18 protein-coding genes and 1 rRNA gene are annotated in these 25,441 nt (G+C 38.9%); 8 read left to right on the plus strand and 11 right to left on the minus strand.

What is annotated here, in order from left to right:
• Positions 1-23: 23 nt before the first annotated feature.
• Positions 24-2,711 carry a CHASE domain-containing protein gene (locus tag H5088_RS12405; RefSeq protein ID WP_182753023.1) on the plus strand — a complete coding sequence of 896 codons (2,688 nt, stop codon included), beginning with the start codon at positions 24-26 and terminating at the stop codon, positions 2,709-2,711.
• A 128-nt stretch (positions 2,712-2,839) separates the two neighbouring features.
• Positions 2,840-3,841 (plus strand): adenosine deaminase, encoded by a 1,002-nt coding sequence (gene add / locus H5088_RS12410; RefSeq protein ID WP_182753025.1) that lies wholly within the window; start codon positions 2,840-2,842, stop codon positions 3,839-3,841.
• Between the two features lie 64 nt (positions 3,842-3,905).
• On the opposite strand, the gene H5088_RS12415 is transcribed toward add, so the two are convergent.
• The 5 genes from H5088_RS12415 to H5088_RS12435 form a co-directional block, all read right to left on the minus strand.
• Entirely contained in the window at positions 3,906-4,316 is a 411-nt protein-coding gene (locus H5088_RS12415; protein WP_182753027.1) for a CBS domain-containing protein, read from the minus strand.
• 168 nt (positions 4,317-4,484) lie between these two features.
• Complete coding sequence (gene fre, locus H5088_RS12420; protein ID WP_002960960.1) at positions 4,485-5,198, minus strand: NAD(P)H-flavin reductase; 714 nt, start codon at positions 5,196-5,198, stop codon at positions 4,485-4,487.
• A gap of 109 nt (positions 5,199-5,307) precedes the next feature.
• Positions 5,308-6,774: a 4-hydroxy-3-polyprenylbenzoate decarboxylase gene (ubiD, locus tag H5088_RS12425; RefSeq protein ID WP_002960958.1), complete on the minus strand. Its 1,467-nt coding sequence runs from the start codon at positions 6,772-6,774 to the stop codon at positions 5,308-5,310.
• Between the two features lie 71 nt (positions 6,775-6,845).
• Positions 6,846-8,876 carry a methyl-accepting chemotaxis protein gene (locus H5088_RS12430; protein WP_182753030.1) on the minus strand — a complete coding sequence of 677 codons (2,031 nt, stop codon included), beginning with the start codon at positions 8,874-8,876 and terminating at the stop codon, positions 6,846-6,848.
• A 66-nt stretch (positions 8,877-8,942) separates the two neighbouring features.
• Positions 8,943-9,224 carry an MliC family protein gene (locus H5088_RS12435; RefSeq protein ID WP_182712542.1) on the minus strand — a complete coding sequence of 94 codons (282 nt, stop codon included), beginning with the start codon at positions 9,222-9,224 and terminating at the stop codon, positions 8,943-8,945.
• Between the two features lie 145 nt (positions 9,225-9,369).
• Here H5088_RS12435 and H5088_RS12440 point away from each other — a divergent pair, with 145 nt between their 5' ends.
• Positions 9,370-10,275 (plus strand): DUF808 domain-containing protein, encoded by a 906-nt coding sequence (locus H5088_RS12440; protein ID WP_182753032.1) that lies wholly within the window; start codon positions 9,370-9,372, stop codon positions 10,273-10,275.
• A 44-nt stretch (positions 10,276-10,319) separates the two neighbouring features.
• On the opposite strand, the gene H5088_RS12445 is transcribed toward H5088_RS12440, so the two are convergent.
• The 3 genes from H5088_RS12445 to H5088_RS12455 form a co-directional block, all read right to left on the minus strand.
• Complete coding sequence (locus H5088_RS12445) at positions 10,320-11,261, minus strand: tetratricopeptide repeat protein (RefSeq protein ID WP_182753034.1); 942 nt, start codon at positions 11,259-11,261, stop codon at positions 10,320-10,322.
• Between the two features lie 86 nt (positions 11,262-11,347).
• Positions 11,348-12,748: a M20/M25/M40 family metallo-hydrolase gene (locus H5088_RS12450; RefSeq protein WP_182753036.1), complete on the minus strand. Its 1,401-nt coding sequence runs from the start codon at positions 12,746-12,748 to the stop codon at positions 11,348-11,350.
• Between the two features lie 180 nt (positions 12,749-12,928).
• Positions 12,929-15,007, minus strand: coding sequence for a TonB-dependent siderophore receptor (locus tag H5088_RS12455; protein WP_182753038.1), 2,079 nt, complete (start codon positions 15,005-15,007; stop codon positions 12,929-12,931).
• A gap of 189 nt (positions 15,008-15,196) precedes the next feature.
• Between H5088_RS12455 and dbpA the strand changes: the two genes are divergently transcribed.
• Positions 15,197-16,585: an ATP-dependent RNA helicase DbpA gene (dbpA, locus tag H5088_RS12460; protein WP_002960948.1), complete on the plus strand. Its 1,389-nt coding sequence runs from the start codon at positions 15,197-15,199 to the stop codon at positions 16,583-16,585.
• 22 nt (positions 16,586-16,607) lie between these two features.
• On the opposite strand, the gene H5088_RS12465 is transcribed toward dbpA, so the two are convergent.
• Positions 16,608-17,180, minus strand: coding sequence for a DNA-J related domain-containing protein (locus H5088_RS12465; protein ID WP_039486846.1), 573 nt, complete (start codon positions 17,178-17,180; stop codon positions 16,608-16,610).
• 76 nt (positions 17,181-17,256) lie between these two features.
• Here H5088_RS12465 and H5088_RS12470 point away from each other — a divergent pair, with 76 nt between their 5' ends.
• The gene (locus H5088_RS12470) at positions 17,257-20,076 is read left to right on the plus strand and encodes an ATP-binding protein (RefSeq protein WP_182753040.1); all 2,820 of its coding nucleotides are present in this window, start codon (positions 17,257-17,259) and stop codon (positions 20,074-20,076) included.
• A 63-nt stretch (positions 20,077-20,139) separates the two neighbouring features.
• Here H5088_RS12470 and rho read toward each other — a convergent pair whose 3' ends face one another.
• Positions 20,140-21,399, minus strand: a complete 1,260-nt coding sequence (rho, locus tag H5088_RS12475) for a transcription termination factor Rho (protein WP_002960945.1) — start codon at positions 21,397-21,399, stop codon at positions 20,140-20,142.
• A gap of 186 nt (positions 21,400-21,585) precedes the next feature.
• Positions 21,586-21,912: a thioredoxin TrxA gene (gene trxA / locus H5088_RS12480; protein WP_002960942.1), complete on the minus strand. Its 327-nt coding sequence runs from the start codon at positions 21,910-21,912 to the stop codon at positions 21,586-21,588.
• Between the two features lie 91 nt (positions 21,913-22,003).
• On the opposite strand from trxA, the gene rhlB reads away from it, so the two are divergent.
• From rhlB to H5088_RS12495, 3 genes are all read left to right on the plus strand, one after another.
• On the plus strand, positions 22,004-23,281 hold the full coding sequence (rhlB, locus tag H5088_RS12485) for an ATP-dependent RNA helicase RhlB (protein ID WP_182753042.1): 1,278 nt from the start codon (positions 22,004-22,006) through the stop codon (positions 23,279-23,281).
• 43 nt (positions 23,282-23,324) lie between these two features.
• A complete protein-coding gene (gene gppA / locus H5088_RS12490) occupies positions 23,325-24,818 on the plus strand; it encodes a guanosine-5'-triphosphate,3'-diphosphate diphosphatase (RefSeq protein WP_182712547.1) in 1,494 nt (497 codons plus the stop codon).
• Between the two features lie 542 nt (positions 24,819-25,360).
• Positions 25,361-25,441, plus strand: a 16S ribosomal RNA gene (locus H5088_RS12495); the annotation flags it as partial.

Genomic DNA, 25,441 nt, shown 5'->3' on the forward strand with positions numbered 1-25,441 from the left:
TTTGTAGTTCAGGAGCACAAGCTTTGAGAAAGTTTTTAATATTAACCCTTAGCTTGGCTTGTGCTTACTTCTTTACTGGGTATTTTAGCAACTCACTTCTTTCTGTAGATGGCTATGCGGTCGCCTCTTGGCCGCCCTCAGGAATTGCTTTAGCGAGCTTTTTAATTTGGGGACGTAAGTCATTTATTGGCCTTATTCTTGGTGCTTTCTGTACTAACTTAATTCATCTTGATAACACTGTAGATATTCTTCATTTTAATGTGCTTTTACAAGCTATTTGCGTCACTTTAGCCTCTGTTTTACAGGCTTGGATTGGCCGACAAATTATAGTGAATGTTATAAAAGCGCCGTTGGATTTATCTTCTTTAAAACACAGTGTTCAAAGCTTAATAGTAGCGGGGCCAATATGTTGTGTTATTGCTGCAGGTGTAGGAACAAGTTTATTAGCATTGAATAATGTGATCCCGACTACTGCTATTTTTGATAATTTTATAGCATGGTGGATTGGAGACAGTATTGGCGTACTTATATTTACACCTCTTGTACTTGCAGCCTTTAATTACACGCAAGTGCGCCACCGTATGCTGGTAATATTACCCTCACTATTAATTTATATACTGATCAGCGTGAGTTTTTATGGTGCTGCCAGTGTTAAAAAAGAAAAAGACATCCAAAAGCAAGAAGCTAAAGTACTTTCTGTGCAAAATGCTATAAGCCAGAAGCTCGATGGTATTACTGCTCATTTAGGCTTATTAGCCACATATTTTGCTAGTAGTAGTGACGTGGATTTTAAAGAGTTTAAACAATTTACTTCAAAGCAGTTGGGCTACAGCCAAGAAATTCTGGCTTTTGAATGGATACCTTATATACCAGCAAATAAACTCGCAGATTTTGAAACACATGAAAATCCAGCCACAGGCAAACCTCTATATATAAAAGAAAAGTCACTAGATGGAGCTTGGCAACCAGCAGGTACGCGTAGTAATTACTTTCCAGTAAAGTACGTATATCCCTTAAAAGGTAATGAAGATGTTTTAGGGTTTGATTTAGCTTATAGTAAAGTAAGAGGTGCAGCGCTTAGCAAAGCGAAAGAGCTTAATGAACTTGCACTAAGTGAGCCAATTAACTTGGTCCAAAATACAGCCGAACACGGTGTGCTTTTTTTATATCCTGTTTTTGGAGAGTCCTCTACCGAAGATGATTTTCAAGGCTTTGTGGCAGCGATAGTCAGTCTGAAACGCTTATCGCAAAAACTATTATTTGATCACAACAACTCAATTTCAGCTAGTTTTTTTGATACAACGGTACCAGGGAAAAAGCAGGCAATTTATATTGCAGATACCGCTAATTCGCAAGCGCTATTTAAAGAATATCAATTGTTGATTGGCAAACGTATGTGGCAGGTTGAGTTATATGAGCCAATAGTTAGAACGTCTTGGTTAGTATATTGGCTTGCACAAATAGTAGGTATGTTGTTTGTGTGGTTACTGATTACATTTTTGATTTCAGTTACTGGTACAAACATACAAATTCGCGAACAAGTGGCCAAGCAAACACATACACTACGCAAAGAAAAACAAAAAGCAGATGAAGCGAGTCATATAAAGGGGCAGTTTTTAGCAAACATGAGCCACGAAGTCCGCACCCCTATTAACGGTATAAAAGGGCTGCATTATTTAGCGCTCCAGCAAAACGATTGGCAACAAGCTAGAAGTTACATAGAGCAAGCAGATGGGGCACTTGGTGTTTTACTGAGGGTATTAAACGATGTGCTCGACTTTTCAAAAATGGAAGCAGGCAAGCTAGACTTAATGCAAGAGCCTATTAATGTAGCGAGTTTAGCGGATGAAATGCTTAATTTACTTCAGTTTGAGGCTGACATTAAATCAATAAAGTTAAGTCTCGATTTTGATAAAACATCAAATTTGGTCATTAATACCGATCCAATTCGCTTAAAACAAGTGCTGCTGAATCTGCTCAATAATGCGGTTAAATTTACAGGGGAAGGTGAAATCACTCTGAAAATTTGGCAATCGAAAAAAATGACTTATTTTAGTATTAACGATACGGGTATTGGTATTAGTAGCGAAGCACAGAAACAATTGTTTAAACCGTTTGCACAAGCTGATAGCTCAACCTCACGCCAATATGGTGGTACAGGCTTAGGATTAAGTATTTGCAAAAAACTGGTTGAGTTAATGGGTGGTGCAATTGATTTAGTTAGTTATGAAGGTAAAGGCTCTACATTTACATTTAGTTTGCCGCTAATATCGCCTTTACCAAAGGCAGAGCAAATTCAGCAGCAATACAACGAAATAGACGTAAGTACATTATCATTTACAGGCTATAAATTACTTTTAGTAGAAGATAATCCACTTAATCAGCATGTTGCTAATGCTATTTTAAAAACGAAAGGCTGTATTGCCGACATTGCTAACGATGGTTTTGAAGCCATAGAAAAGCTAGCCGAAAATAGCTACGACATTGTGCTTATGGATATTCAAATGCCAAAAATGGATGGACTCAAAGCAACAAAAGTAATTCGTCGTGATTTAGAGTTAATTGATTTACCCATAATAGGGCTATCGGCGAACGCCCATGACGATGACGTTAAAAAGGCACTAGCCTGTGGAATGAATGGCTATATTACCAAACCTATTGATGCAAATACGCTTTTTAAAACTCTTTGGCATCACTTATCAGGAAAATAGGCTATATCATTTTTTTTGCACAAAAAGCAGACATATGACCGCTAAAACTTACCGCAAATCATATAGACTTGAAAAATAACTGTATCTGCGTATCATGCGCGCAAATTTAACTAAACTGGGTTGCTATTATGATCAATAGAAAATTACCTTTGCTAGATATTCACCGCCATTTAGACGGTAATGTACGTGCGCAAACCATATTAGAACTTGGTCGACAGTTTAATATAGAGCTACCTGCAGATAACGTTGAAGCATTAATCCCTCATGTTCAAGTTATTGACCCTGAACCAAACCTCATGGCTTTTTTACAAAAGTTAGATTGGGGAGTTACTGTGCTTGGCGACTACGATGCGTGTAGACGTATCGCAATTGAAAACATTGAAGATGCACAAGCACAAGGTCTTGATTATGTGGAGCTTCGATTTAGCCCTTACTACATGGCACAAAGCCAAGGTTTACACCCAGAAGGCGTTGTAGAGGCAGTTGTTGATGGTATTAAATCAGCAACAAAGGGCGCAAATATAAAAGCTAACTTGATTGGTATTTTATCGCGTACTTATGGCGTAAAAACGTGTCAAAAAGAGCTTGATGCATTACTCGCATTTAAAAATGATTTAGTCGCTGTTGATTTAGCCGGTGACGAAATTGGCTTCCCGGGTGAGTTGTTTGTAGAGCACTTTAAACAAGTACGAAATGCGTATTTAGCTTCGACTATTCATGCTGGAGAAGCACTTGGCGCTCCAAGTATTTGGCAAGCAATTAATGAGTTGGGTGCGAGCAGAATAGGGCATGGCGTTAAAGCAATTGAAGATCCAAAACTAATGGATTATTTACGCGATAACCGTATTGGTATTGAGTCATGCTTAACAAGTAATATTCAAACCAGTACAGTAAACGATTTAACTAAGCACCCACTTAAACAGTTTTTAGATCATGGTATTTTAGCGTGTATTAATACTGATGATCCTGCGGTTGAAGGTATTGAAATTGAGTATGAATATACCGTTGCCGCACCTAAAGCAGGCTTATCTCAAGCTGATATGGAAAAAGCCCAAAAAAATGCGTTAGAAATAGCATTTTTAAGCGATGGCGATAAAAAAGAACTTTTAGCACTCGTTAGCACTCGTTAGCGCACGTTAATTTAAGAGCATTAAAAATGCCGCTTTATATAAGCGGCATTTTTGTATCTGCAATTTAGTGTGTTTGGCAGCTTATGTAATTATCGTAAAGTGCTTTAAGTACGTCTGCTCGGCTGATCATACCGATTACTTTAACACCCTCTACAACAGGGTAGTTTTTTGGTTTACCAGGCTGCATCTGCTGTGCAAGCTCAATAATGTTGGTATCGCCGCTAACGGTCACTACCTCTGTTTGCATAAGCTGCGATACTTTAACCATCCCATCACAAAAATAACTGCTTTGCGTAAGTGGTTGTAACAGCTCTTGCTCTGATATAAATCCAACTAAGCATTTATCTTTATCAAATACTGGTGCGCCAAGTAGTTTAAATTTTTGTAGTTCTGCTATGGCTGTCGTCATTTCTGTATCTGGTGTGATATTTGGCAACTTGCGTTGCATAAAATCTTTTACTTTTGTATTTAGCATTTGGGTCTCTCCCGCTGATGTTCTATACAAAGTATGGTTTATAGATAGGGATTTAGGAAATTGTTTATATTGATGGAGTTGATAGGTTTTAACTATTAAATATTTTTTGCTATATAAAATAAAAGCACCGATTAGGTGCCTTTATTTATAACTGAAAGTAAATTTCAATTATTTGATAAATGCGAATGCATCTGCGTACATGTTTTCGCGTATTGCACCATGAGTAATAAAGTCATCACGGACAATACCTATCATGTCAAAACGACCTGCCATATAAATATCGTATGGTTCTAGTGACACAATATCTTGCATTACTGCTTTGTGTACGTAGCCAGTGTGTCCTTGCCAATTAGCAGATGGATTTTCTACTACAGGAATAAACTTAAAGTTCTCATGGCTATCTGCCCATGTTTGCATTTCTGTATGTGCATATAAAGCAGATTCTTCTTTTACGCCCCAGTAAAACAATACAGGACGGTCGCATTTTATTTCAGCTAAATGATCAGCCATTGATTTTGCGTATGAAAAACCAGTACCACCGGCGAGTAAAATAATAGGGCGCTCACATTGCAGGCGCAACTGTGAAATACCCAAGCCAGCTTCAATGTCTACTAACTGCCCTGTGGTATGGGCGTTTCGTAAATGCTCTAACGATTGCATTGCATACGAATCGGCACCTGAGGCGCCAATATGCAGTTCTATTGCATCGCACTGTGAAGGGCGGCTAGCTATAGAAAAAGCACGTTTGTCTTTTTCGCCTAATACGAGTTGCATGTATTGGCCAGCTTCAAAGGTCACAGGTTGTTGTGGCTTTAAAATTACTTTATGAACAAATTCTGTAAGTGGGCTGATAGCTACAACTTCAGCTTTTAATGTTTGCATTTTTTACCTTTTAGCAGCGCTTGTAACAGCAGATACGCAATCGAATAGCTAGATTCTAGCATATCTGCAGGGTTATTTTATAGCCTGATATGTACTTACATATAAACACTTAAACAATATTAAGGCTTTCCCAAATATCATCTACGCGGTCTTTGGTGTCTTTATCCATAACAATAGGCTCGCCCCATTCGCGGGTGGTTTCGCCAGGCCATTTATTGGTAGCATCCATTCCCATTTTTGAACCAAGACCTGAGACTGGCGATGCAAAATCGAGATAATCAATAGGTGTGTTCTCTATTAATGTTGTATCACGCGCTGGATCCATTCGGGTTGTTATAGCCCAAATAACATCTTCCCAATCGCGGGCGTTAACATCGTCATCGCAGACGATTACAAATTTGGTGTACATAAACTGACGTAAGAACGACCAAACTCCCATCATCACGCGCTTAGCATGGCCTGGATATTGTTTTTTCATTGTTACAATCGCCATACGATATGAGCACCCTTCAGGCGGAAGGTAAAAGTCGACAATTTCAGGGAATTGCTTTTGTAGTATCGGCACAAACACTTCATTAAGTGCCACACCTAAAATAGCAGGCTCATCAGGCGGACGGCCAGTAAATGTGCTGTGATAAATAGGATCTTTACGATGCGTTAAGTGAGTAACCGTCATTACTGGAAAGTCATCGACTTCATTATAGTAACCGGTATGGTCACCATAAGGGCCTTCTGGCGCCATTTCACCAGGCATTATGTAACCTTCAAGTACTATTTCTGCACTGGCAGGGACTTGTAGGTCATTTGAAATAGATTTTACAACTTCGGTTCTGCTGCCACGTAATAAGCCAGCGAATGCATATTCGCTTAGAGTGTCAGGTACAGGCGTTACGGCACCTAATATAGTGGCAGGATCGGCACCTAATGCTACCGATACAGGATAGGGTTGCCCTGGGTTTTCTTTACACCATTCTTGAAAATCAAGCGCGCCACCACGATGTGACAACCAGCGCATAATTATTTTATTTTTGCCTAATAATTGTTGGCGATAAATACCTAAATTTTGGCGCTTTTTATAAGGCCCTTTGGTAACTGTAAGGCCCCAAGTAATTAATGGTGCTGCATCACCTGGCCAGCAATGTTGAATAGGTAATTTAGTTAAATCTACATCATCACCTTCTAAAACTACTTGTTGGCAAGGCGCTTTTTTAACTTCTTTTGCAGGCATATTAAGCACTTGCTTAAAAATAGGTATAGCGCCTAGAGCTTCTTTAATACCCTTTGGTGGATCAGGTTCTTTTAAAAAAGCGAGTAGCTTGCCCACTTCGCGAAGCTCGCTAACATCTGTTTGGCCCATGCCCATTGCTACGCGTTTTGGTGTACCAAATAAGTTGGTAAGCACCGGCATATCGTAGCCTTTTGGGTTTTCAAATAATAACGCAGGGCCTTTTGCACGCAATGTGCGATCAGATATTTCGGTCATTTCAAGATACGGGTCGATTTCTTGGGTGATACGTTTAAGTTCGCCTTTTTTTTCAAGCAAATCGATAAAATCACGTAGATCTTTATATTTCATTGTGGGCCGCTATTAAGCAAAAGAGTTAAAGTATTATACCCATTTCATGCAAGGCAAGTCATTACTTGCACTTAAAACTTAAAGCGCTCTACGGCACTCGTTAAAGAGTGTGCAAGTTGGTTTACGTCTTCACTTTCGCTTGCTAGGGTTGTCGCGTTTTGGGCATTCAAGGTTGCTTGCTCTGTCACCTTTGCCATTATTTGTTGAATGTCGCCACTGTTAGTCAATTGCTCATGTGATGCATGAGCAATTTGCTCACTCATCTGATTAACAGACAACAATGTGCTTTTAATACGCTCTACGGCTTTATTTAGTTCAGTGCTGTTTTTAACACATTGCTTGGCTTGGTGTTGGCCATCAGTAATGTGTTCTTGAGTTGTTTTAGTGTGTTGTTGCAATGTTTGGATCATGGTGTTTATTTCGCTAGTCGAGGTTTGTGTACGAGCAGCTAATGATCGAACCTCATCAGCAACTACAGCAAACCCGCGTCCGTTTTCACCCGCTCGCGCTGCTTCAATTGCAGCATTAAGTGCTAGTAAGTTAGTTTGCTCGGCAATGCTACTAATTGTTTCAACAATGGCTTCAATAAGCTGGGTGTACTGTGCGAGTTCTTCTGTGCTGCCTACTGCTTTATCAAGGCGCTGCAATAAAGTTTCTATACTTAGACTATTTTGATTAGCAATCTCGTTTACATCATTTGCAAATTGCGATGCGTTTGTTATTTCACTTGATGTTTTATCTGCTTGCTCATAAACCGCTTGTGAGTTGGTTAGCATATTGTGTGCAAGCGATGTTGCCTGCGCGCTTCGTTCTAACTGCTGTTGTGCAACAACCGTCATTTGCTGACCTTTTTCACTGGTTTTAATAGCGCTGCGGTCTAGCTCGTGGGCGTCACTACTAATCGCACCAATTAGGTTAGTAAGGTCTTCACTGAGTTTATTTATGTTATTTAGCAAAGTACCAAATTCATCCTTACTACGTGGGTGGCTTCGCTTTGATAAATCACCTGAGGCGATTCGGGCTAAATCGCGGTTTACTTTTTTAAGCGGTTTTAGCATTGCACGCGTTGTAAAAATAGAGATAGCGATAATCAATATAATTAAAACAATCGTAATAATTACTACAGAACTAATCCCTGTATTTATGGCGGCCTTTGCATTAGTTTGTAAGGAATTAAAGCGCTCATCAGCCAATTTATTAAGTTCAATAAGCTGATCTTCTGTTGTTATAAATTGCTGTTGAAAGTGCTCAAAATTTTGAGCCGCAGCAATAGCACTTTTGAGTACTTTATTTTGTTGGGCATAAATTCCTGTATCGTTGTTAAGCAATTCTCTTAATTGATTAAACTTAGCCGTTAAATTTTTAGCATTAAACGCATTATTAAAAGGTAGCGCTTGTTGCTCTAAATAGATGAAATTAGGTTGGATGTTATCTAGTAGAAATAGGGTATCTTGCTGATGGCTATTTAAATCATTGATAGTAGTAGTTTGAGTAATGCTTTTTATATTATTGCTTAAGTTAAACAATAAATCGTCTATACGGGTCGCTGTTCCAAACATAGCATTAAGTAACGCCTGCTGTTTTACAGGCACTTCTAAAAGTTCTATATCAAGTAAGTTAGAACTTAAATTGTAAAGTTGCTCGTTAAACGTTGCTGATAATTCTATGGTGGAATTTTGCGCTACAAACTTACGCTCTTTAGCGCTAAACATTGCGACACTTACTTCAGTCAGTTGCTCGAAACCTGCGTTGGTACTGGTGAGTAAATTTTGCATTGTTATTTGTTGATTTAGTTGAGTGCTTAACAAATTGAGCATATCGCTAAATTGTTGTTGCTCAACTTGCGCCTGTTTTTTATTTTGTTGAAGTAAATCAAGGTTTGCTTGGCTGTAAGCTAAGGCGTTAAATTTGGTAATAGACAGTAATGATAGCCTTAAATCTTTGCTGAACTGTTGTACCGGAACCGCTAATTTTTCGGTTCGGGTATTGTTAACGCTAATTTTGTTTAATGACCAATAAAAAAATACACTACTTGTTAGCACCAATATGCCAATGGCTGTAAAGGCTAAAATTATTTTATGTTTGATCGCAATTGAACGCATAACTTCATCACAATAATGGGTCTTTAATTATTGTAGCATTATTGTAATTTATTGGTTGTTTTTATGTTAAACCTTGGTGCACTGTCTTTTTTTACCAGCAATGATTAACATGGCTTCATTACCCTTACCCCAAAACAGTACCTCTTCACTTATATATTTATTCCCTGATGCACTTTTTTCGTGATTAAGTACATGCACTTTATTGTTAAAGATAAGTTCGGCTTCAGAATTATTAATAATATTGAGTTTTACGCTCTTATCATCGCATTGGTAAGCAGTACTGGTTTTTAAATCACTACATGCGGTTAAGCTTAGTAAAATAGCGATTAATGCTAAATATACTTTCATTTTTCCTCCCATCTTCTTTAAACGTTAGTTAAAACACAGGGCAAAATTTTAATCTAATGTAAGAATAACAAAGCAAAATTAACCGTTGGTGAAAGTAGCGCTTTAAGTTATGTTTATAGCAATATTTTTTGAGCTCGGAAGCTTTATGGCAGGCACTAACCTTTTAACGTTATTAGATGATATAACCACTTTACTTGATGACATTGCGACAATGAGTAAGGTAGCAACAAAAAAAACAGCAGGTGTATTAGGCGATGACTTAGCGCTCAATGCACAGCAGGTTACAGGTGTAGCTGCAGAACGTGAATTACCGGTTGTTTGGGCTGTGGCAAAGGGCTCATTTTTAAATAAAGCGATACTCGTACCCGCTGCTTTATTAATAAGCGTATGGCTGCCTTGGTTAATAACACCGCTTTTAATGATGGGTGGTTTGTTTTTATGTTTTGAGGGAGCTGAAAAAGTATTTGCTAAGTTTTTGCCTCATAACAGTGAAGCGGTAGACGAGGGTGAGAAATTAGATTTAGTTGAGTACGAAAAACAAAAAATAAAAGGGGCAATAAGAACCGACTTTATTCTTTCTGCCGAAATTATTGTGATTACTTTAGGTACTGTGGCAGGTGCTACATTGCTTAATCAAGCTTTAGTGCTTTGTGTTATCGCAATTATAATGACGATTGGCGTTTATGGCTTAGTGGCCGGTATTGTAAAGCTGGATGATGCCGGGCTTTATTTACTCAACCAATCAAAGGTAACAGCTAATAAATTTAAAGAATTACTTGGGAAAGGCTTACTCGCAGCAGCGCCTAGGTTGATGCAGTTTTTAGCATTTGCGGGCACCATCGCGATGTTTTTAGTAGGTGGCGGGATTTTAGTACATGGTGTTGAGTTACTGCATCATACTCAAGTCGATGTATCAAACTATGCCCAATCTGTTGCTGGCGGTACAGGAGAAGTATTAGCTCCTCTATTGTTTGATGGTTTGCTAGGCGTGATTGCTGGCTTAGTTGTCGTGCTTATACATGTAGGTTATACAAAGTTATTTAAAAAATAATTCCAAGCTGGCGTACTTGTTGCGCCAGCTATATTGAAATTCACTCATTCACAGTTAGCTATTTTACAAAGAGATTCCAATTCAAATTGTGCTTTAGTATTTTTTTGCTCAATGGCCTTTTTGTACCAATAAATAGCTTGCTGTGGATCCTGATCTATTCCCTGACCATCACGATACATTTGCGCTAAATTTAATTGCCCCCATTGAGAGCCCGCTTCAGCAGCTTGTTTAAAGCTATTAAATGCTTCAACAAACAAACCATCTTTAAAATAAATAATGCCTTGTTGATTGTTTTTATCGAGCTTTAAGCCTTTATATAGTGGCTTAGGTTTGGGAGGATGCATCACAAACCCACCATAAAGGATGTTGGCATAAGGGCGCAGTACGTCGTAAATAGCTTCGTCTTTATACAAACGCTTTACTTCATCACGAGGGAGGGTGATCGTTTTAGTGGAAAAGTAATTGTCTTGAATTAGCTGGCTAGTACGCATTGCCAAAGTAATACTATTATTACGTTTATAGCTGTAGTTGCTTATCTGAAAGGTAATAAATTGTTCGTCAAAATTTAAAACTTGAGCAATTTTTAAATTGGTTAGGGTCCAAGGCTCGTGTGTAAATTTGTCGGCGTGTACTAAGTAGGTATCATATATTTTAGGCGTATTTAAATAGTTTTTCTTTTGAGTCTCGCTATTAAGGTGCTGTTGATAAACAAATAAAACAATCCAAAGTAATAAAAATACACCAATAAAGTATTTAGGTAGGCTTAGTTTTTCTATTAACGGTAGTTGCGATATTTTAACCGGTTCGCTTTTTCCGCATTGATAGCACTCACGTTTATAGCTTAATTTTAAGGCAAGCATAGGTAAAATACTAAACCGTAAATAGCGGCTTTTATTTACTAAATGGTAGGCGTCGCTTTGACAATGAGGGCAGCGTGTTGTTTGTGCAAAATGTGGAAATGATTCACTCGTGTTGAAAAGTAACATAAAGCACGCTCCTTGTTTAATTACCTAAAGGTAAAACAAGAAGCGTGTTAGTTAAAGCCACAAACTGTAAGTAAGTATGTCTGTTATTACTTATTTTGAGCTTTAGGCTTAATTGTTGTTTTTGCATCAGCAGCCATTAGAGCAAATACAGCGTATGCAGCGGTATTTTGACGAAGCTTAGCAGGTGTTACTTTATCAAGCGTATCGTCAGCTGTATGGTGGTAATCAAAGTAATCTGTTCCATCTTGAGCAAGTTCAAAAATAGGTGCTGAGGTTGCTGCTTTAAGTGGAATTAGGTCAGGGCCACCATTCGCTTGGTTTTTACCAATATGCTCAATATTTAACGGCGAAAGTTCTTTTGCAATAGCACGCACTACAGGAAGTGACTCTGCGCTTACGTTCGATTCAAAAGCATATACAACATCGGCGCCAAAATCAGACTCAGCTGCTGCAACAATATTGCTCAGCTCGTTTTTATGCTTTGCAAAATAGGCTTTTGCACCCCAAAGGCCTAGCTCTTCGGCTGCAAAAAGTACCACACGAATACTGCGCTTAGGACGCTTTACATCGCTAATATGTTTAGCGGCTGCCATTGTTAGCGCAACGCCTGCACCGTCATCTAGTGCGCCAGTCCCTAAGTCCCAAGAATCTAAATGCCCGCCAATTAGTACATATTGCTCAGGGTTTTCGGTACCATTAAATTGGCCAATAACGTTATAACCAGTGCCTTCACCAAGGCTTTCGGTTTGCACATTAATATTTACCGATACGTCTTTATCTAAAGCAATGAGTCGTGCTATTTGATCGGCATCTGGGTTAGCAATGGTTACATTAGGTATTTTTGTAACACCTTCTTTGTAGTAACTACCGCCAGTGTGTGCAAAACGATGATGACCAGTACTTACCGAGCGCATCATGTAGGCAACAGCGCCTTTTTTAGACGCCTCTATAGCGCCTGTGCCACGTGCTTTTACAGCAGGTCCGTAACCATTCCCGTCTATATCGCGGTTCATGCGGTAATTAATATACGCAATTTTACCTTTTAGGCTATTTTCTGGTGCTGCAATTAACTCATCAAGTGTTTCGAACAAGGCTACTGGTGCTGTGATCCCATCTTTAGGCGTGCTTATACTGTTACCTAATGCAGTTAAATGTAAAGGTTGCTCGCTTGGTGTTAGTATTTTTCCGCTTTCGCTATAACGGCGCCATTCAGGAAAAGTCGCTTCTTCAAGCCATACTTTATCAAAACCAAGCTCATTAAATTTAGCTTTAGCCCATGCCACTGCTTTTTTATCATTTTCAGTACCAGGTAAGCGAGGGCCAACCTCAGTTGTTAATGACTCTAGTAATTTATAGCTTAGATCACTATTTAGTGCAGAGGTGCGCACTTCATTGACTTGTTGTAATTGCTTTTGGGTAAATTCGGCGTTGTTAGCGTTTGCAGCCATACTGCTAGTAAGCAGCAGTGCGGTAATTAATTTTTTCATTTGGGTAAGCCTTTTTAATAATTAGCGCTATTAGAACATGTAACAAACATGATAAAAAATAGATGAGATGAATAGGCTTTGTAATAGGTTTAATGCTGTTAGGTATAAAAGTTTAGATATAAAAAAGCCCGCGTAAATGTACGCGGGCTATCTTTTAACACTGTTATTTAAGGCATTTATTTAAAAGCTAAATTGCGCTGCTAAACGAAGATTTGTGCCCTCGCCAATAGTTACATTACTCGTGCCGCCACCACCTAAATAGCTTTTATCAAATAAGTTTTCGATGTTAAGACGTAAATTAATATCGGTATTGCTTAAGTTAAACTTATAAGTGGCGCCAACATCAACACGTGTATATGCATCTTTAGTAATTGTATTATCGCTATCTGCAAAGCGCTCGCCTTCGTAAAAAGCGCCAGCGTTAATGGCAATGGCGTCGTTTAATTCATAACGAGTCCAAAGTGATGCCGACCATTTTGGTGCATCGGTAGGGCGTTTACCTTCCAATACTTCATCGCGTTCAAAGTTAGCATCTAGATACATAGTTGATGCCATAACAAATAAGCGGTCGGTAGCAGCACCTTGTGCGCTTACTTCAACACCTTTATGGCGTTGTTCACCCACTTGGTTTGTTTCACTTGTGAATGAGCCAATAGGCGTCTCAAGCTGTTCGCTAACAAGTGTGCCTTCTTTACTAATATCAAAAATTGCACCTGTAAGCAGTAAACGGTCATCAAATAATTGCCATTTAATACCAATCTCTCTTTGCTCTGAGGTAATGGCATCTAGCTTCATGCCATTATTTACATCGGTTTCATCAATCAGAGTTTCACTACCTTGAGGCTCAAAACCTTCTGAGTAACTTGCATATATAGTTGCCGAAGTATTTGGATGATAAAGCACACCTACCTTTGGTACAAATGACTCGTTATCTGCACCTTCTCGAGTTTGCTTATCGTAACGGCCACCTAGCGATAATTGCCATTGTGGTGAGAACGAAATTAAGTCCTGAACGTAAATACCGTAATAGTCGTATTCAGTTTCGCTTACTGTATCATCTGTTTTATAACTTACAGATGGGCGTGATGGTTCTGCTTGTCCTGCAGAAAAATCAAAGTAGTCAGCAGAAGTACGGCGTTGCCCGTAGTAGTAATCTAGCGAGTTTGCGCCAATTAAAAACTGATGCTGTAAGCTACCTGTTTTAAATTCACCAATAAAATCAATAAATGCAGTTTTAAATTGCCAATCGTCAAAACGGTCGTAAGGACGAGATTCATAGCTGTCACCTTCAGTAAAGCCACTAGGCATGCGAGGTGCTGACTCAAAGCGTTGGCGCTCAAACGTTTGTTCGTTATAGCCAAGTTTTACTTGCCAGTTATCGGTTAAAAATACTTCTAGGTCTACACCTAGGTTTTCTACGGTAATATCGGTAAACGCCCAAGACATATCACGGATTGTTTTATCGCTACCAATTACATTGGTGTTATCATCTATCCATGCGCCAGTATCTAAACCGGCTTCGTCATCTGTGCGGTCGTAATGCACACGGACTAATGCGTTATCGCTAATATCGTAATCTACAACTAAAGCACCTAAAAAGCGGTCACGCTCACGGTTTTCACCATTTTGGTATTCACGCCAGTAGTCAACGTCTTGCTTTACTAAAATCCCGCGAGCACGTAAATCTTCTGATTCAGTTAATGCACCTGCAGCATCAACCATAAAGCGCGTTGACCCATGCTGATCTACATCGGCACTGGCATTAAATAATGTTTGTGCGGTAGGCTTTTTAGTTACCATGTTAACCAAGCCCCCCGGGCCTGACTGACCATATAAAATACTTGATGGGCCTTTAATTACTTCAACTTGTTGCAAAATTTCGATTGGTTGCTGATAGTGCGACCAATGCTGATGACCGTCGCGTAAATAACCTGTCGATGAGCTCAGCTCAAAGCCGCGTAAGTTAAATACTTCACGATTTCGTTGTTGTGAGCCTGCAGTTAAGCTTGCGTCATTTGTGAGTACTTCGCCAAGTGTAGTGGCAAGCTGTTCGCTAATAATAGTGTCGGTTATTACAGTGACAGATTGTGCAGTTTCAAGTAATGAAGCTGATGTTCTCATTGCGCCATTAGCGTTATCTACTTTGTAATCGTTAAAGTAGCTACCCTTTACTTCTATGCGTTCAAGGTCGGTAGTGTTTGCATATGTGCTTGTTGTAATGCTTGCTAATAGTGCTATGTAAATAGAATTCAGTTTCATTAATTGCTTCCAGCGCAGGTATGTAAAAAACAATCGCGATCTTAATGCAAACTACTATCATTTTCAACACCTTTCATTAACATGTTTTATAATGTGTTTGTTAATGGTTGCCAATTACGAATTCTGCTATTATAAGCTGCATATTAGTGGGGCTTTCTCCCATGTTATTTTATTGCTATGGAACTTACTGTGACTTCAACTGCTTTTTCATCTTTGGCTTTACCGGCTGGACTCGTTGATAACTTATCAACACTTGGCTATGCCCACATGACACCTGTACAAGCGCAAAGTTTGCCGCCTGTACTTGCTGGTAAAGACATCATTGCTCAGGCAAAAACCGGTTCAGGTAAAACTGCTGCGTTTAGCTTGGGTGTGTTAGCTAAATTAAACGTAAAACGCTTTCGTATTCAATCTTTAGTCTTGTGCCCAACTCGTGAACTTGCCGAGCAGGTTGCAGTTGAAATGCGTAAATTAGCGCGCGGCATTCATAACATTAAAATATTGACGTTATGTGGTGGTGTTTCAATTGGCCCGCAAATAGGTTCACTTGAACATGGTGCGCATATTATTGTTGGCACGCCAGGGCGTGTTGATGACCATATTCGTAAAGGTACTTTACGTTTAGATGATGTGGAAACATTGGTGCTTGATGAAGCCGATCAAATGCTTGATATGGGTTTTCAAGACACACTTGATGCAATTATTGAGCGTATTCCACAAAATCGTCAAACATTGTTATTTAGTGCTACATTCCCAAGAGCCATTGAAGCAATTGCTAAGCGTGTACTTAAAAACCCTGAAATGGTTAAAGTAGAAGAAGAGCAAGCCAAAAGCACAATTAAGCAGTACTTCTATAAAATGGATAACAATAAGCAGCGCTATCCAACGCTTAAGTTATTACTTCTTAAATTTACACCACAAAGCTGTGTTGTATTTTGTAATACCAAAGTAGAAACTCAACAAGTGTGTGATGATTTAGCTGACGAAGGCTTCAGCGCTGTTGCATTGCACGGTGATTTAGAGCAACGCGATCGTGAACGTACGCTAATTCACTTTTCAAATAAAAGTGCTTCAATACTTGTTGCAACCGATGTTGCTGCACGAGGTTTAGATATTGATGACATGGATATGGTTATTAACTACCATTTAGCACATGACACGCAAACACATGTTCACCGTGTTGGCCGAACTGGACGTGCTGGTAAAAAGGGCATTGCTTGTTCTATTTACGGTGAAGCTGAAGCGTTTAAAATTGCACAAATTGGCGATCATTACGAGCGTGATATTACTCCAGAGCAAATGCCGCCGTTTAATTTATTAGATAAACCGCCGTACCGCCCTGAAATGGTTACTTTGATGATTGATTCAGGTAAAAAGCAAAAAGTACGTGCAGGCGATATTCTTGGTGCTCTAACAGGTAAGGATGGGGTTGCAGGTCGTCAAGTAGGTAAAATTAACGTACTTGATAACGTAGCATTTGTTGCTGTTGAACGTAACTCATCAAAACCAGCACTTCGCAAACTAACCGAAGGCAACATTAAAGGGCGTAAAATACGCGCTCGTCGCCTTACTCGTTAATTTAAACCGCTAAATTAACAAATTAGCGAGCAGCTACCTTTAGCTGCTCGTATTGTAATTTTATTTTTTTAAACTTAACTTCACAACCATTTGGTTTATCTGGGTGCATCTGTAATGCAAGTTGTCTCCAGCGCTTTTGAACGTTTTTAAGAGTGAAATTTTCGGGTAACTTCCACTCTAAAGCCAACGCTTTGAATTCATTGTCATTTAATACTTGTTGTGGTGATGTCGTTTTAAACTGACGCCAAAAACTATTCAAAAGCTCATCAATTTTCTCTTCATCGGTATCGTAATTACGCCAATCTAAATAATAATCTCGCAAATTTTCGTTCGTTGTTACTAAACTATTATCTTCTTTTTCTAAAAGCTCGATATGCAGAGTTGAAATGAGTAAACTTTGAGGGCGTAATTGTGCCTGCAGTTGGTACAATGCATTCATAATTAAAAAGTTACGTTTAAATAAATCACGTTCAGGGCTTTTATCGAGTGTTGTTATTGCGCTGCGGTTTGTCAGTTCTGCTGCTAAAGTATGAACTTGCCAAACCTGCCTTGTTAATATCAGCTCAAAAATCTCATCAATCAGTGGGTTAAGCATTGTTTAGGCCCTAGTAGTTAGTGTATCTTCAATAAAGATTACACTGATATAAGTAACGGTTTGAAGGATTAAAATTATGCTGGGCAAGTTTAAATGCCTCTTATTTACTATATGCTGTGTACTAATAGCTCCTAGCTATGCCCAAAATAGTGATTCGTTATTTGAGCAATTCAAAAACGAAGTGCAGTGGGAGCCTAAATTACAATTAGCAAATACGTTACTTGCTAATAAAAACGTTTCTAAAAAAGAGCGTGTCGCTGTTTATTCGGTATTAGGTAATAGTGCGTTATCGGCTGATAATTTTAAAGAATCTTTACACTATTTTAAATTATTAGAAAAAAACACTTCAGATACTTTCTTTCCTGACGAGCACTTTCGTGCAATAAAAATGCAAGGTGTAGCACTTTTTTATCAAGGCTTATTTCAAAAGGCCATAAGTGAATATACCCGCACCCTAGTATTAGCTGAAAAAAATGAACAACTACTTGAACAAGCAAATTTACTAAATAATATTGGTTTGGCTTATTTTAATATGAATAAGCTAGGCGATACCCTAGAGTTTTACTTAAAGGCAAAAGCTATTTACGAAGCGCACGGTAGTGAGCAAGATCAAACCGACATATTACTTAATATAGCAGGCGTTTATATACGCTTATCACGCTACGATAGTGCATTTAGTCTTTATCAAGATGTACTTAAAGTTTATCAGCGGTTAGATGATAAAAGCGGTATTGCGCAGGTATACAACAATATGGGTGTTGCTCATATGGAGAGTAATCAATTTGACTTAGCACTTCATTATTACCAGCTAGCGCTGCGTTATTATAATTCAGCCAATGATTACAATAAGTTATCTACGCAATATACCAACTTGGCAAATACTAATTTAGTGTTAAAAAAAGTAGATGAAGCGTACGAGCAAGCTAAATTAGGTGAGTACTATGCGCTTAAAATAGGTAACCATAATTTAGAGCTTAATGCGCTACATGCGCTTGGTAAAATTCAGTTTGTTAAAGGCAACTTAGAAGAGGCGAAAATAAGTTTAGATAGAGCTATTTCACTTGCCCACGAATATGGCAGTGAGCGAATAATTAGGGAGGGTTTAGGGACTAAAGCACTACTTGAAGCCAGTAAAGGCGATTATTCAAGCGCAATGGCCTTGCAACAAGAATATATTAGTGAGCTACGAAAGCTCAGAAGTACAGCAATTATAAATGCACTAGCGGTACTTCAGCATCAATTTAAAGCAACCCAATTAAACCAAGAGATAGAAAAACTTAAACAAGATCGACGTGTGCAAGAGCTAAAAATGTCGCAGCGTTCTCAGCTTACTTTATTCTCTTTTTTACTATTACTTTTGGTTGTTGTAACTGGTATTGCGCTTTACCGCCGTGGCGCAGAAAAACGCGCTAAGCAGCAGTTAACAGAGCAAGTTACGCAGCGCACTGCCGAGTTACAGGCAATAGCACAGGAGCTAAGAGAAGCTAACGATGTTAAAAGCCAGTTTTTAGCCAATATTAGCCACGAAATCCGCACTCCACTAACGGCTATTTTAGGGCAAACAGATGCTTTAATTAATGAATTATATGAGCCTGAGTCACTTAAAGATGAATTAAGAGTAATTCAGCGTCACAGTGACCATTTAAAAAGCTTAATAAACGACGTGCTCGATTTAAGTAAAATTGAAGCCAATAGATTAGAGTTAAATATTTCGTGCTTTGATATTGTAGAGCTTGTAAATGACGTACATGCAATGTTTATCACTCAAGCAAAAGCAAAAAATCTACGCCTCATTTTAGACAATCAAGTGGGTAATGAGTTTTACACTAAGCTGGATTTAATACGCGTAAAACAGATTCTTATAAATTTATGTGCTAATGCTATTAAGTTTACTCACGCTGGCCAAATCATTATTGCTTTAAATAAGAGTGAACAAGGGCTAGTGATTATTGTAAAAGATACCGGTATTGGTATGAGCTCTAAACAGTTAAAGCTTATTTTTGAATGCTTTAGCCAAGCTGATAACAGTATTAGCCGTCGCTTTGGGGGGACAGGGTTAGGCCTTAGCTTATCGCAACAATTAGCCGCGATGATGGGCGGTTATATCAGTGTACAAAGCGAATACAAAAAGGGCAGTCAGTTTTCGTTCTTTTTACCGTGCGCAGAAGTAAATAAATCGCAAAGCCTGATTGAAACTCAAAGTGCTCCAAAGGTAAATAAGCAATTAGCAGGGCGTGTTGTACTTGCAGAAGATCACCCTGATAATCGAAGGTTAATAAGCCGCTATTTACGTTCAATGGGGCTCGAGGTTATTGCCGTTGAAAACGGTGAGCAAGCGGTAGAGCAGTGCTTAAAAGAGTATCCTGATTTAGTGCTACTCGATATTCAAATGCCTGTGATGGATGGGCGTTCTGCTTTTCAGCTATTAAAACAGTGTGGTTTTGAGCGGCCTATTTTTGCTTTAACTGCAAATGCTATGAGCCATGAAGTGGATGGCTATTTAGAGTTAGGGTTTAGTGGTTACTTAGGTAAACCGATAGATAAAGAGTCATTTTATAAAGCGCTTTCCAGCCACCTATATAGTGCAGAAGATCAGCCAATTACAAAGCAAAATGAAGTTGATATGAGCGATCTTGTCATTAGTTTTAAGCAAAGCTTTGCTTTGGAGAGTGAAACGATTACTCAGCATTTTATAAGTGAAGATTTAGCCGCGCTACAAAAAGATAGCCATCGCATTTTAGGAGCGGCGCAAATGTTTGGTTTAGATGAAATTGCGCAATCGGCTCAAAGTTTAGATAGAGCCCTTTTACGCAGGACCCAAAAAAGTAGTGCGAATGACTTTAAAGCGCTCGTTGATACGCTGCAGAGTGTACTTAAAAAGTATAACGAAAGTTAAACTGTGTTTTATCCAGACATAAAAAAAGCGCCTTAGGCGCTTTTTTTATTCAGCTAAAACGCTTTATTGGCGTCTCATCGAATCAAAAAATTCATCATTGGTTTTGCTCATCGATAGTTTATCGATTAAGAATTCCATTGCATCAATTTCTGACATGTCATGAACAATTTTACGTAAAATCCAAAGCTTTTGAAGCTCATCTGGTTTTGTTAGTAATTCTTCACGACGAGTGCCTGAACGATTAAAGTCGATAGCAGGGAATACACGTCTTTCCGCAATTTTACGGTTAAGGTGAAGTTCCATGTTACCAGTACCTTTAAACTCTTCGTAGATAACTTCATCCATTTTAGAGCCGGTATCGATAAGCGCTGTAGCTATAATTGTTAAGCTACCACCTTCCTCAACGTTACGTGCAGCACCAAAGAAGCGCTTAGGTTTATGTAATGCGTTAGCGTCAACACCACCAGTAAGTACTTTACCTGATGAAGGAATAACGGTGTTATAAGCACGTGCTAAACGAGTGATTGAATCCAATAAGATAACAACATCTTTTTTATGTTCAACTAGGCGTTTTGCTTTTTCGATAACCATTTCGGCAACTTGTACGTGACGAGAAGCTGGCTCATCGAACGTTGATGCAATAACTTCACCTTTAACTAGGCGTTGCATCTCAGTTACTTCTTCCGGACGTTCATCAATAAGTAAAACCATTAATGTTACATCAGGGTGATTATGCGTAATTGATTGTGCAATGTTTTGAAGTAGCATTGTTTTACCCGCTTTTGGCGGAGCTACTAACAAGCCACGTTGGCCGCGGCCAATAGGAGATGCTAAATCAAGTACACGGGCTGTAATATCTTCTTTACTGCCGTTACCACGTTCCATGCGAAAACGTTCGTTTGCATGTAGTGGAGTAAGGTTTTCAAAAAGAATTTTAGTTCGAGAGTTTTCAGGTTTATCAAAGTTAACTTCATTTACTTTGAGTAAAGCAAAGTAACGTTCACCGTCTTTAGGTGGACGAATAAGGCCTGAAATTGAATCGCCAGTACGCATGCTGAAACGGCGAATTTGGCTAGGTGAAACATAAATGTCATCTGGCCCAGCTAAGTAAGAGGCTTCTGATGATCTTAAGAAGCCGAAACCATCTTGTAAAATCTCTAATACACCGCCGCCGAAGATATTCTCTCCGCCTTTGGCATGGGATTTAAGAATGGCAAAAATGATATCTTGCTTTCTTAAGCGGGCTACGTTTTCGAGCCCCATGGACTCAGCTAAGTCTACAAGCTCTTTAATCGACTTGTCTTTTAATTCGCGTAAATGCATATTGGTGGGTTCTTTATTACAGTTGTCATACTCAAAATCGCTTTGATCGTTGAGTGAGGTTTGTTGAATATAACTAAGGATTAGTTGGCTTTATAAACTAGCAGTTCACTGGCAAAGCGTCCAGTCTTTATACAAAATAAATTTAAAAAAGGGCAAAAAAGCCCTTTTTATTGTTCTAGCTTACCGTTAGATGTTGTTTTCTAAAAACTCGATAAGTTGAGTTTTTGAAAGAGCACCTACTTTCGTTGCAGCTACTTGGCCATCTTTAAAAAGAAGTAAAGTAGGGATACCACGAATACCAAACTTTGGCGGTGTGCCAGCATTTTGGTCAATATTTAATTTAGCAACAGTCACACGGCTGTCGTATTCATCAGCAACTTCGTGAAGAATAGGGGCGATCATTTTACAAGGTCCACACCATTCAGCCCAGAAATCTACTAGTACTGGTTTGTCTGATTGTAATACGTCAGCTTCAAAGCTATCGTCAGTAATTTGGATTATTTTCTCGCTCATTGCGCTCTCCGATTTAGTTAGGCGAAATATTTAGTGCGTATTTAAACACTCTTGTTTCTTATTGCAAGTTTAAACGTTATGCTTAAACGCTATGACTAAGACACATTTAACCGATAAAAAGTTTTCAGACTTTGCTATCGCACCGGAAGTGGTTGCCGGTTTAACCGAGAATGGGTTTGAATATTGCACACCTATTCAAGCAAAATGCCTACCTTTTATTTGTGATGGACGCGATATCGCGGGCCAAGCTCAAACGGGTACAGGCAAAACGTTGGCGTTTTTAACCGCCACGTGCCATCGGTTATTACAATCTAGCAAAGCACCTAGTAAACATCCAAGAGCCCTGATCATGGCCCCTACTCGGGAGCTTGCGATTCAGATACACAAAGATGCTAAAATTTTAGCGCCGCACTGTAATCTTAACTTAGGTTTAGTATATGGTGGCGAAGATTACGAAAAACAACGTGCACAACTAGAAAAAGGCGTTGATATTTTAATTGGTACTACAGGTCGCCTAATTGATCTGTATAAGCAAGGCTGTTACACCCTTAATGAAATTGAGGTAGTCGTGCTGGACGAAGCCGATCGTATGTTCGATTTAGGTTTTATCAAAGATATTCGCTATATGTTCGATCGTATGCCAGATACATCAAAGCGTTTAAACTTATTATTCTCTGCCACATTGTCGTACCGCGTACAAGAATTAGCTTTTGAGCACATGACAAACCCAGAGCATGTTCAAATTGAACCTGACGTTAAAACGGGTAAACGTATTCAAGAAGAGCTATTTCATCCTTCGCAAGAAGATAAAATTAAGCTGTTGTTAACCTTAATTGAAGAAGAATGGCCAGAGAAGGCAATCGTGTTTGCAAATACCAAGCATAGTTGTGAGACGGTTTATGCTTGGCTTAATTCAGACGGTCATCGTGTAGGTATGCTTACTGGTGATGTTAACCAGAAAAAACGCCAAACTATATTAGCGCAATTTAGCAAAGGTGATTTAGACTTTTTAGTTGCGACCGATGTTGCAGCGCGTGGTCTTCATATTCCAGAAGTAAGTCATGTGTTTAACTTTGATTTACCTGACGATTGTGAAGATTATGTTCACCGTATTGGCCGTACTGGCCGCGCTGGTGCATCAGGCCACGCAATTAGTTTTGCATGTGAGCAATATGCATACAACCTGCATGAAATTGAAGAATATATAGAGCACAGCATTCCTTTATCACATTATGATAAAACAGCATTGCTAGATGATTTAACTCAGCCTATTATTCAAAGAAAGCGCAACTATTCAACAGGTCCACGTAACCGTAGTAATAACAGCGGACGTCGCCCAAATAATAGTTACCAAAAAGGACGGTCGTAAGCGACCGTTTGTATAAGTAGTAGTAACTAGAGGTTTTTGAACGGTGGGGCAACTTAAACCGCAAAAAAATGTGTACGCAGTTATTGATTTGGGCTCAAATAGCTTTCATATGCTTATTGCCAAATCAATTGCTGGCGGTCTACAAACAATTGGACGTGTTAAACGCAAAGTCCGATTAGCCGCAGGGCTTGATAAAGGAAACGTATTAAGCACTGAAGCAATGCAGCGAGGCTGGGAATGCCTTGCCCTTTTTGCTGAGCGTCTACAAGATATCCCAGACAAAAACATCACCATAGTAGCAACAGCTACCTTACGCTTAGCAACTAACGCCGAAGTATTTAAAAATCATGCCGAAAAAATTCTAGGTCATAACATTAATGTTATCAGCGGAGAATTAGAAGCGCGCACAATTTATAAAGGTGTTGCCCATACTTCATCTTGTACTGGCAAACAGCTTGTTATTGATATTGGTGGTGCAAGTACAGAAGTTGTAATTGGTAAAGCATTTGATGCCCTACATTACAAAAGCCTCAATATGGGGTGTGTTACCTATCTTGAACGCTATTTTAAAGATTGCCAACTAAGTAAGAGTAACTTTAACGCAGCAATAAAAGCGGCTCGTACAGTCATTGATGAAATTTCTCCAGAGTATAAAGCAGCTGGATGGGAAATTGCATCTGGAGCTTCTGGTACAGTACAAGCAATTCAAGAAATTATGGTCGCGCAAAATCTTGACGACTTACTTACACTTGAAAAGCTCAACACCATAAAAGATCAAGCAATTGCATTTAGCACTATTGCAGCGCTAGACCTTCCTGGGTTAAGTGAAGACCGTCGACTGGTATTTGTATCAGGACTTGCAATCTTAATCGCACTATTTGAATCTCTTGAAATAGAAAAAATGGGATTGGCGGGTGGAGCACTGCGTGAAGGTGTTTTATATAGCATGGTTCCGGAGTTTCATAATAACGACATTCGCAAACGCACAGTTGATGGGTTTATGAGCCGTTATCATGTTGATCAAAAACAAGCGTGTCGAGTTTCAAGCTTGGCAATGCAGTTAGCGCTGAGTATTGATAAAGATTGGCCAATTGAAAGCTTAAATGGGTTACCACTATTAAAAGCGGTAGCGCAGCTTCATGAGATTGGATTACTAATAGAGTATAAGCAGTACCATAAACATACCGCTTATATTTTGGAAAATACCGATATGCCTGGTTTTTCACAATCAGAGCATAAATTAATAGTAGCGGTAGCAGATGCACATCGATCTGATTTTCCAAAAGGTTGTTTTAATTCACTCGGCGTAAATAGTCTATTAGCGCAATATATAGTGAGATTACTACGAATAGCAGTCATTTTATCAATGCGCAGACAAGATGATGTACTGCCTAAGTTTGAGTTAACTGCTAAAAATGAAGTCTTAGACCTTAAGTTTGAAAGTAACTGGTTAAAAGATCATCCATTAATGGCCAGCGAGCTGCAACAAGAGTCTAAACAGCAAGGAAAACTTGGCTGGAAGCTCATAGTAAACTAATTAAAAAGGCCCATCAGGGCCTATTTAGTGTTTAAAGTAACCATTTCGATGTAAATATGTGCGAACAGCATATTATTTCTAGTTTTCTTCAAAAAAGGGTTGATCTGTTTTCGGATCTCCCTATAATGCGACCCCACTGAGACGGGAAACAGCAACGCATAGCGAGGCACGAACAACTCAGGGTGTTAAGTAAAACTTAGATTGAATCTTTTTAGAAAGTTTAAATTTAAGTGTTGACAAAAAAATGGGAAAGCGTAATATGCGCAGCCCTAGCGAGATAAAGTTCAACTTTATAATCGCAACGTTCTTTAACAATATAAAGCAATCATCTGTGTGGGCACTCGTACAGATTGAGTTCTAACAGCCAAGCTACTTCGTTCTTTATTGAGCAAGTAACGAGGCAAAAAAATTAGAGTCTCAATTGAAAACTGAGTGACCAACAGAAGTAACTTATTTATAAGTTGCTTCGGCACAGTCAATTCAATATCGAAAGATATTAAAAATTCAGAATTCATTGAGCTGTCGAAAGACATAAAACTTTTTAATTGAAGAGTTTGATCATGGCTCAGATTGAACGCTGGCGGCAGGCCTAACACATGCAAGTCGAGCGGTAACAGAAAGTA

The organism is Pseudoalteromonas sp. SR43-3, assembly GCF_014163875.1.
GTDB classification, from domain to species: Bacteria; Pseudomonadota; Gammaproteobacteria; order Enterobacterales; family Alteromonadaceae; genus Pseudoalteromonas; species Pseudoalteromonas distincta.

What these genes read in the sequence shown, in the direction of transcription:
- H5088_RS12415 (WP_182753027.1), bottom strand. Translation starts at nt 4,316, where the DNA reads ATGCTAAATACAAAAGTAAAAGATTTTATGCAACGCAAGTTGCCAAAT.
- H5088_RS12455 (WP_182753038.1), bottom strand. Translation starts at nt 15,007, where the DNA reads ATGAAACTGAATTCTATTTACATAGCACTATTAGCAAGCATTACAACA.
- ubiD (WP_002960958.1), bottom strand. Translation starts at nt 6,774, where the DNA reads ATGAAATATAAAGATCTACGTGATTTTATCGATTTGCTTGAAAAAAAA.
- H5088_RS12445 (WP_182753034.1), bottom strand. Translation starts at nt 11,261, where the DNA reads ATGTTACTTTTCAACACGAGTGAATCATTTCCACATTTTGCACAAACA.
- rho (WP_002960945.1), bottom strand. Translation starts at nt 21,399, where the DNA reads ATGCATTTACGCGAATTAAAAGACAAGTCGATTAAAGAGCTTGTAGAC.
- fre (WP_002960960.1), bottom strand. Translation starts at nt 5,198, where the DNA reads ATGCAAACATTAAAAGCTGAAGTTGTAGCTATCAGCCCACTTACAGAA.
- add (WP_182753025.1), top strand. Translation starts at nt 2,840, where the DNA reads ATGATCAATAGAAAATTACCTTTGCTAGATATTCACCGCCATTTAGAC.
- H5088_RS12440 (WP_182753032.1), top strand. Translation starts at nt 9,370, where the DNA reads ATGGCAGGCACTAACCTTTTAACGTTATTAGATGATATAACCACTTTA.
- trxA (WP_002960942.1), bottom strand. Translation starts at nt 21,912, where the DNA reads ATGAGCGAGAAAATAATCCAAATTACTGACGATAGCTTTGAAGCTGAC.
- rhlB (WP_182753042.1), top strand. Translation starts at nt 22,004, where the DNA reads ATGACTAAGACACATTTAACCGATAAAAAGTTTTCAGACTTTGCTATC.
- H5088_RS12435 (WP_182712542.1), bottom strand. Translation starts at nt 9,224, where the DNA reads ATGAAAGTATATTTAGCATTAATCGCTATTTTACTAAGCTTAACCGCA.
- H5088_RS12430 (WP_182753030.1), bottom strand. Translation starts at nt 8,876, where the DNA reads ATGCGTTCAATTGCGATCAAACATAAAATAATTTTAGCCTTTACAGCC.
- H5088_RS12450 (WP_182753036.1), bottom strand. Translation starts at nt 12,748, where the DNA reads ATGAAAAAATTAATTACCGCACTGCTGCTTACTAGCAGTATGGCTGCA.
- H5088_RS12465 (WP_039486846.1), bottom strand. Translation starts at nt 17,180, where the DNA reads ATGCTTAACCCACTGATTGATGAGATTTTTGAGCTGATATTAACAAGG.
- H5088_RS12470 (WP_182753040.1), top strand. Translation starts at nt 17,257, where the DNA reads ATGCTGGGCAAGTTTAAATGCCTCTTATTTACTATATGCTGTGTACTA.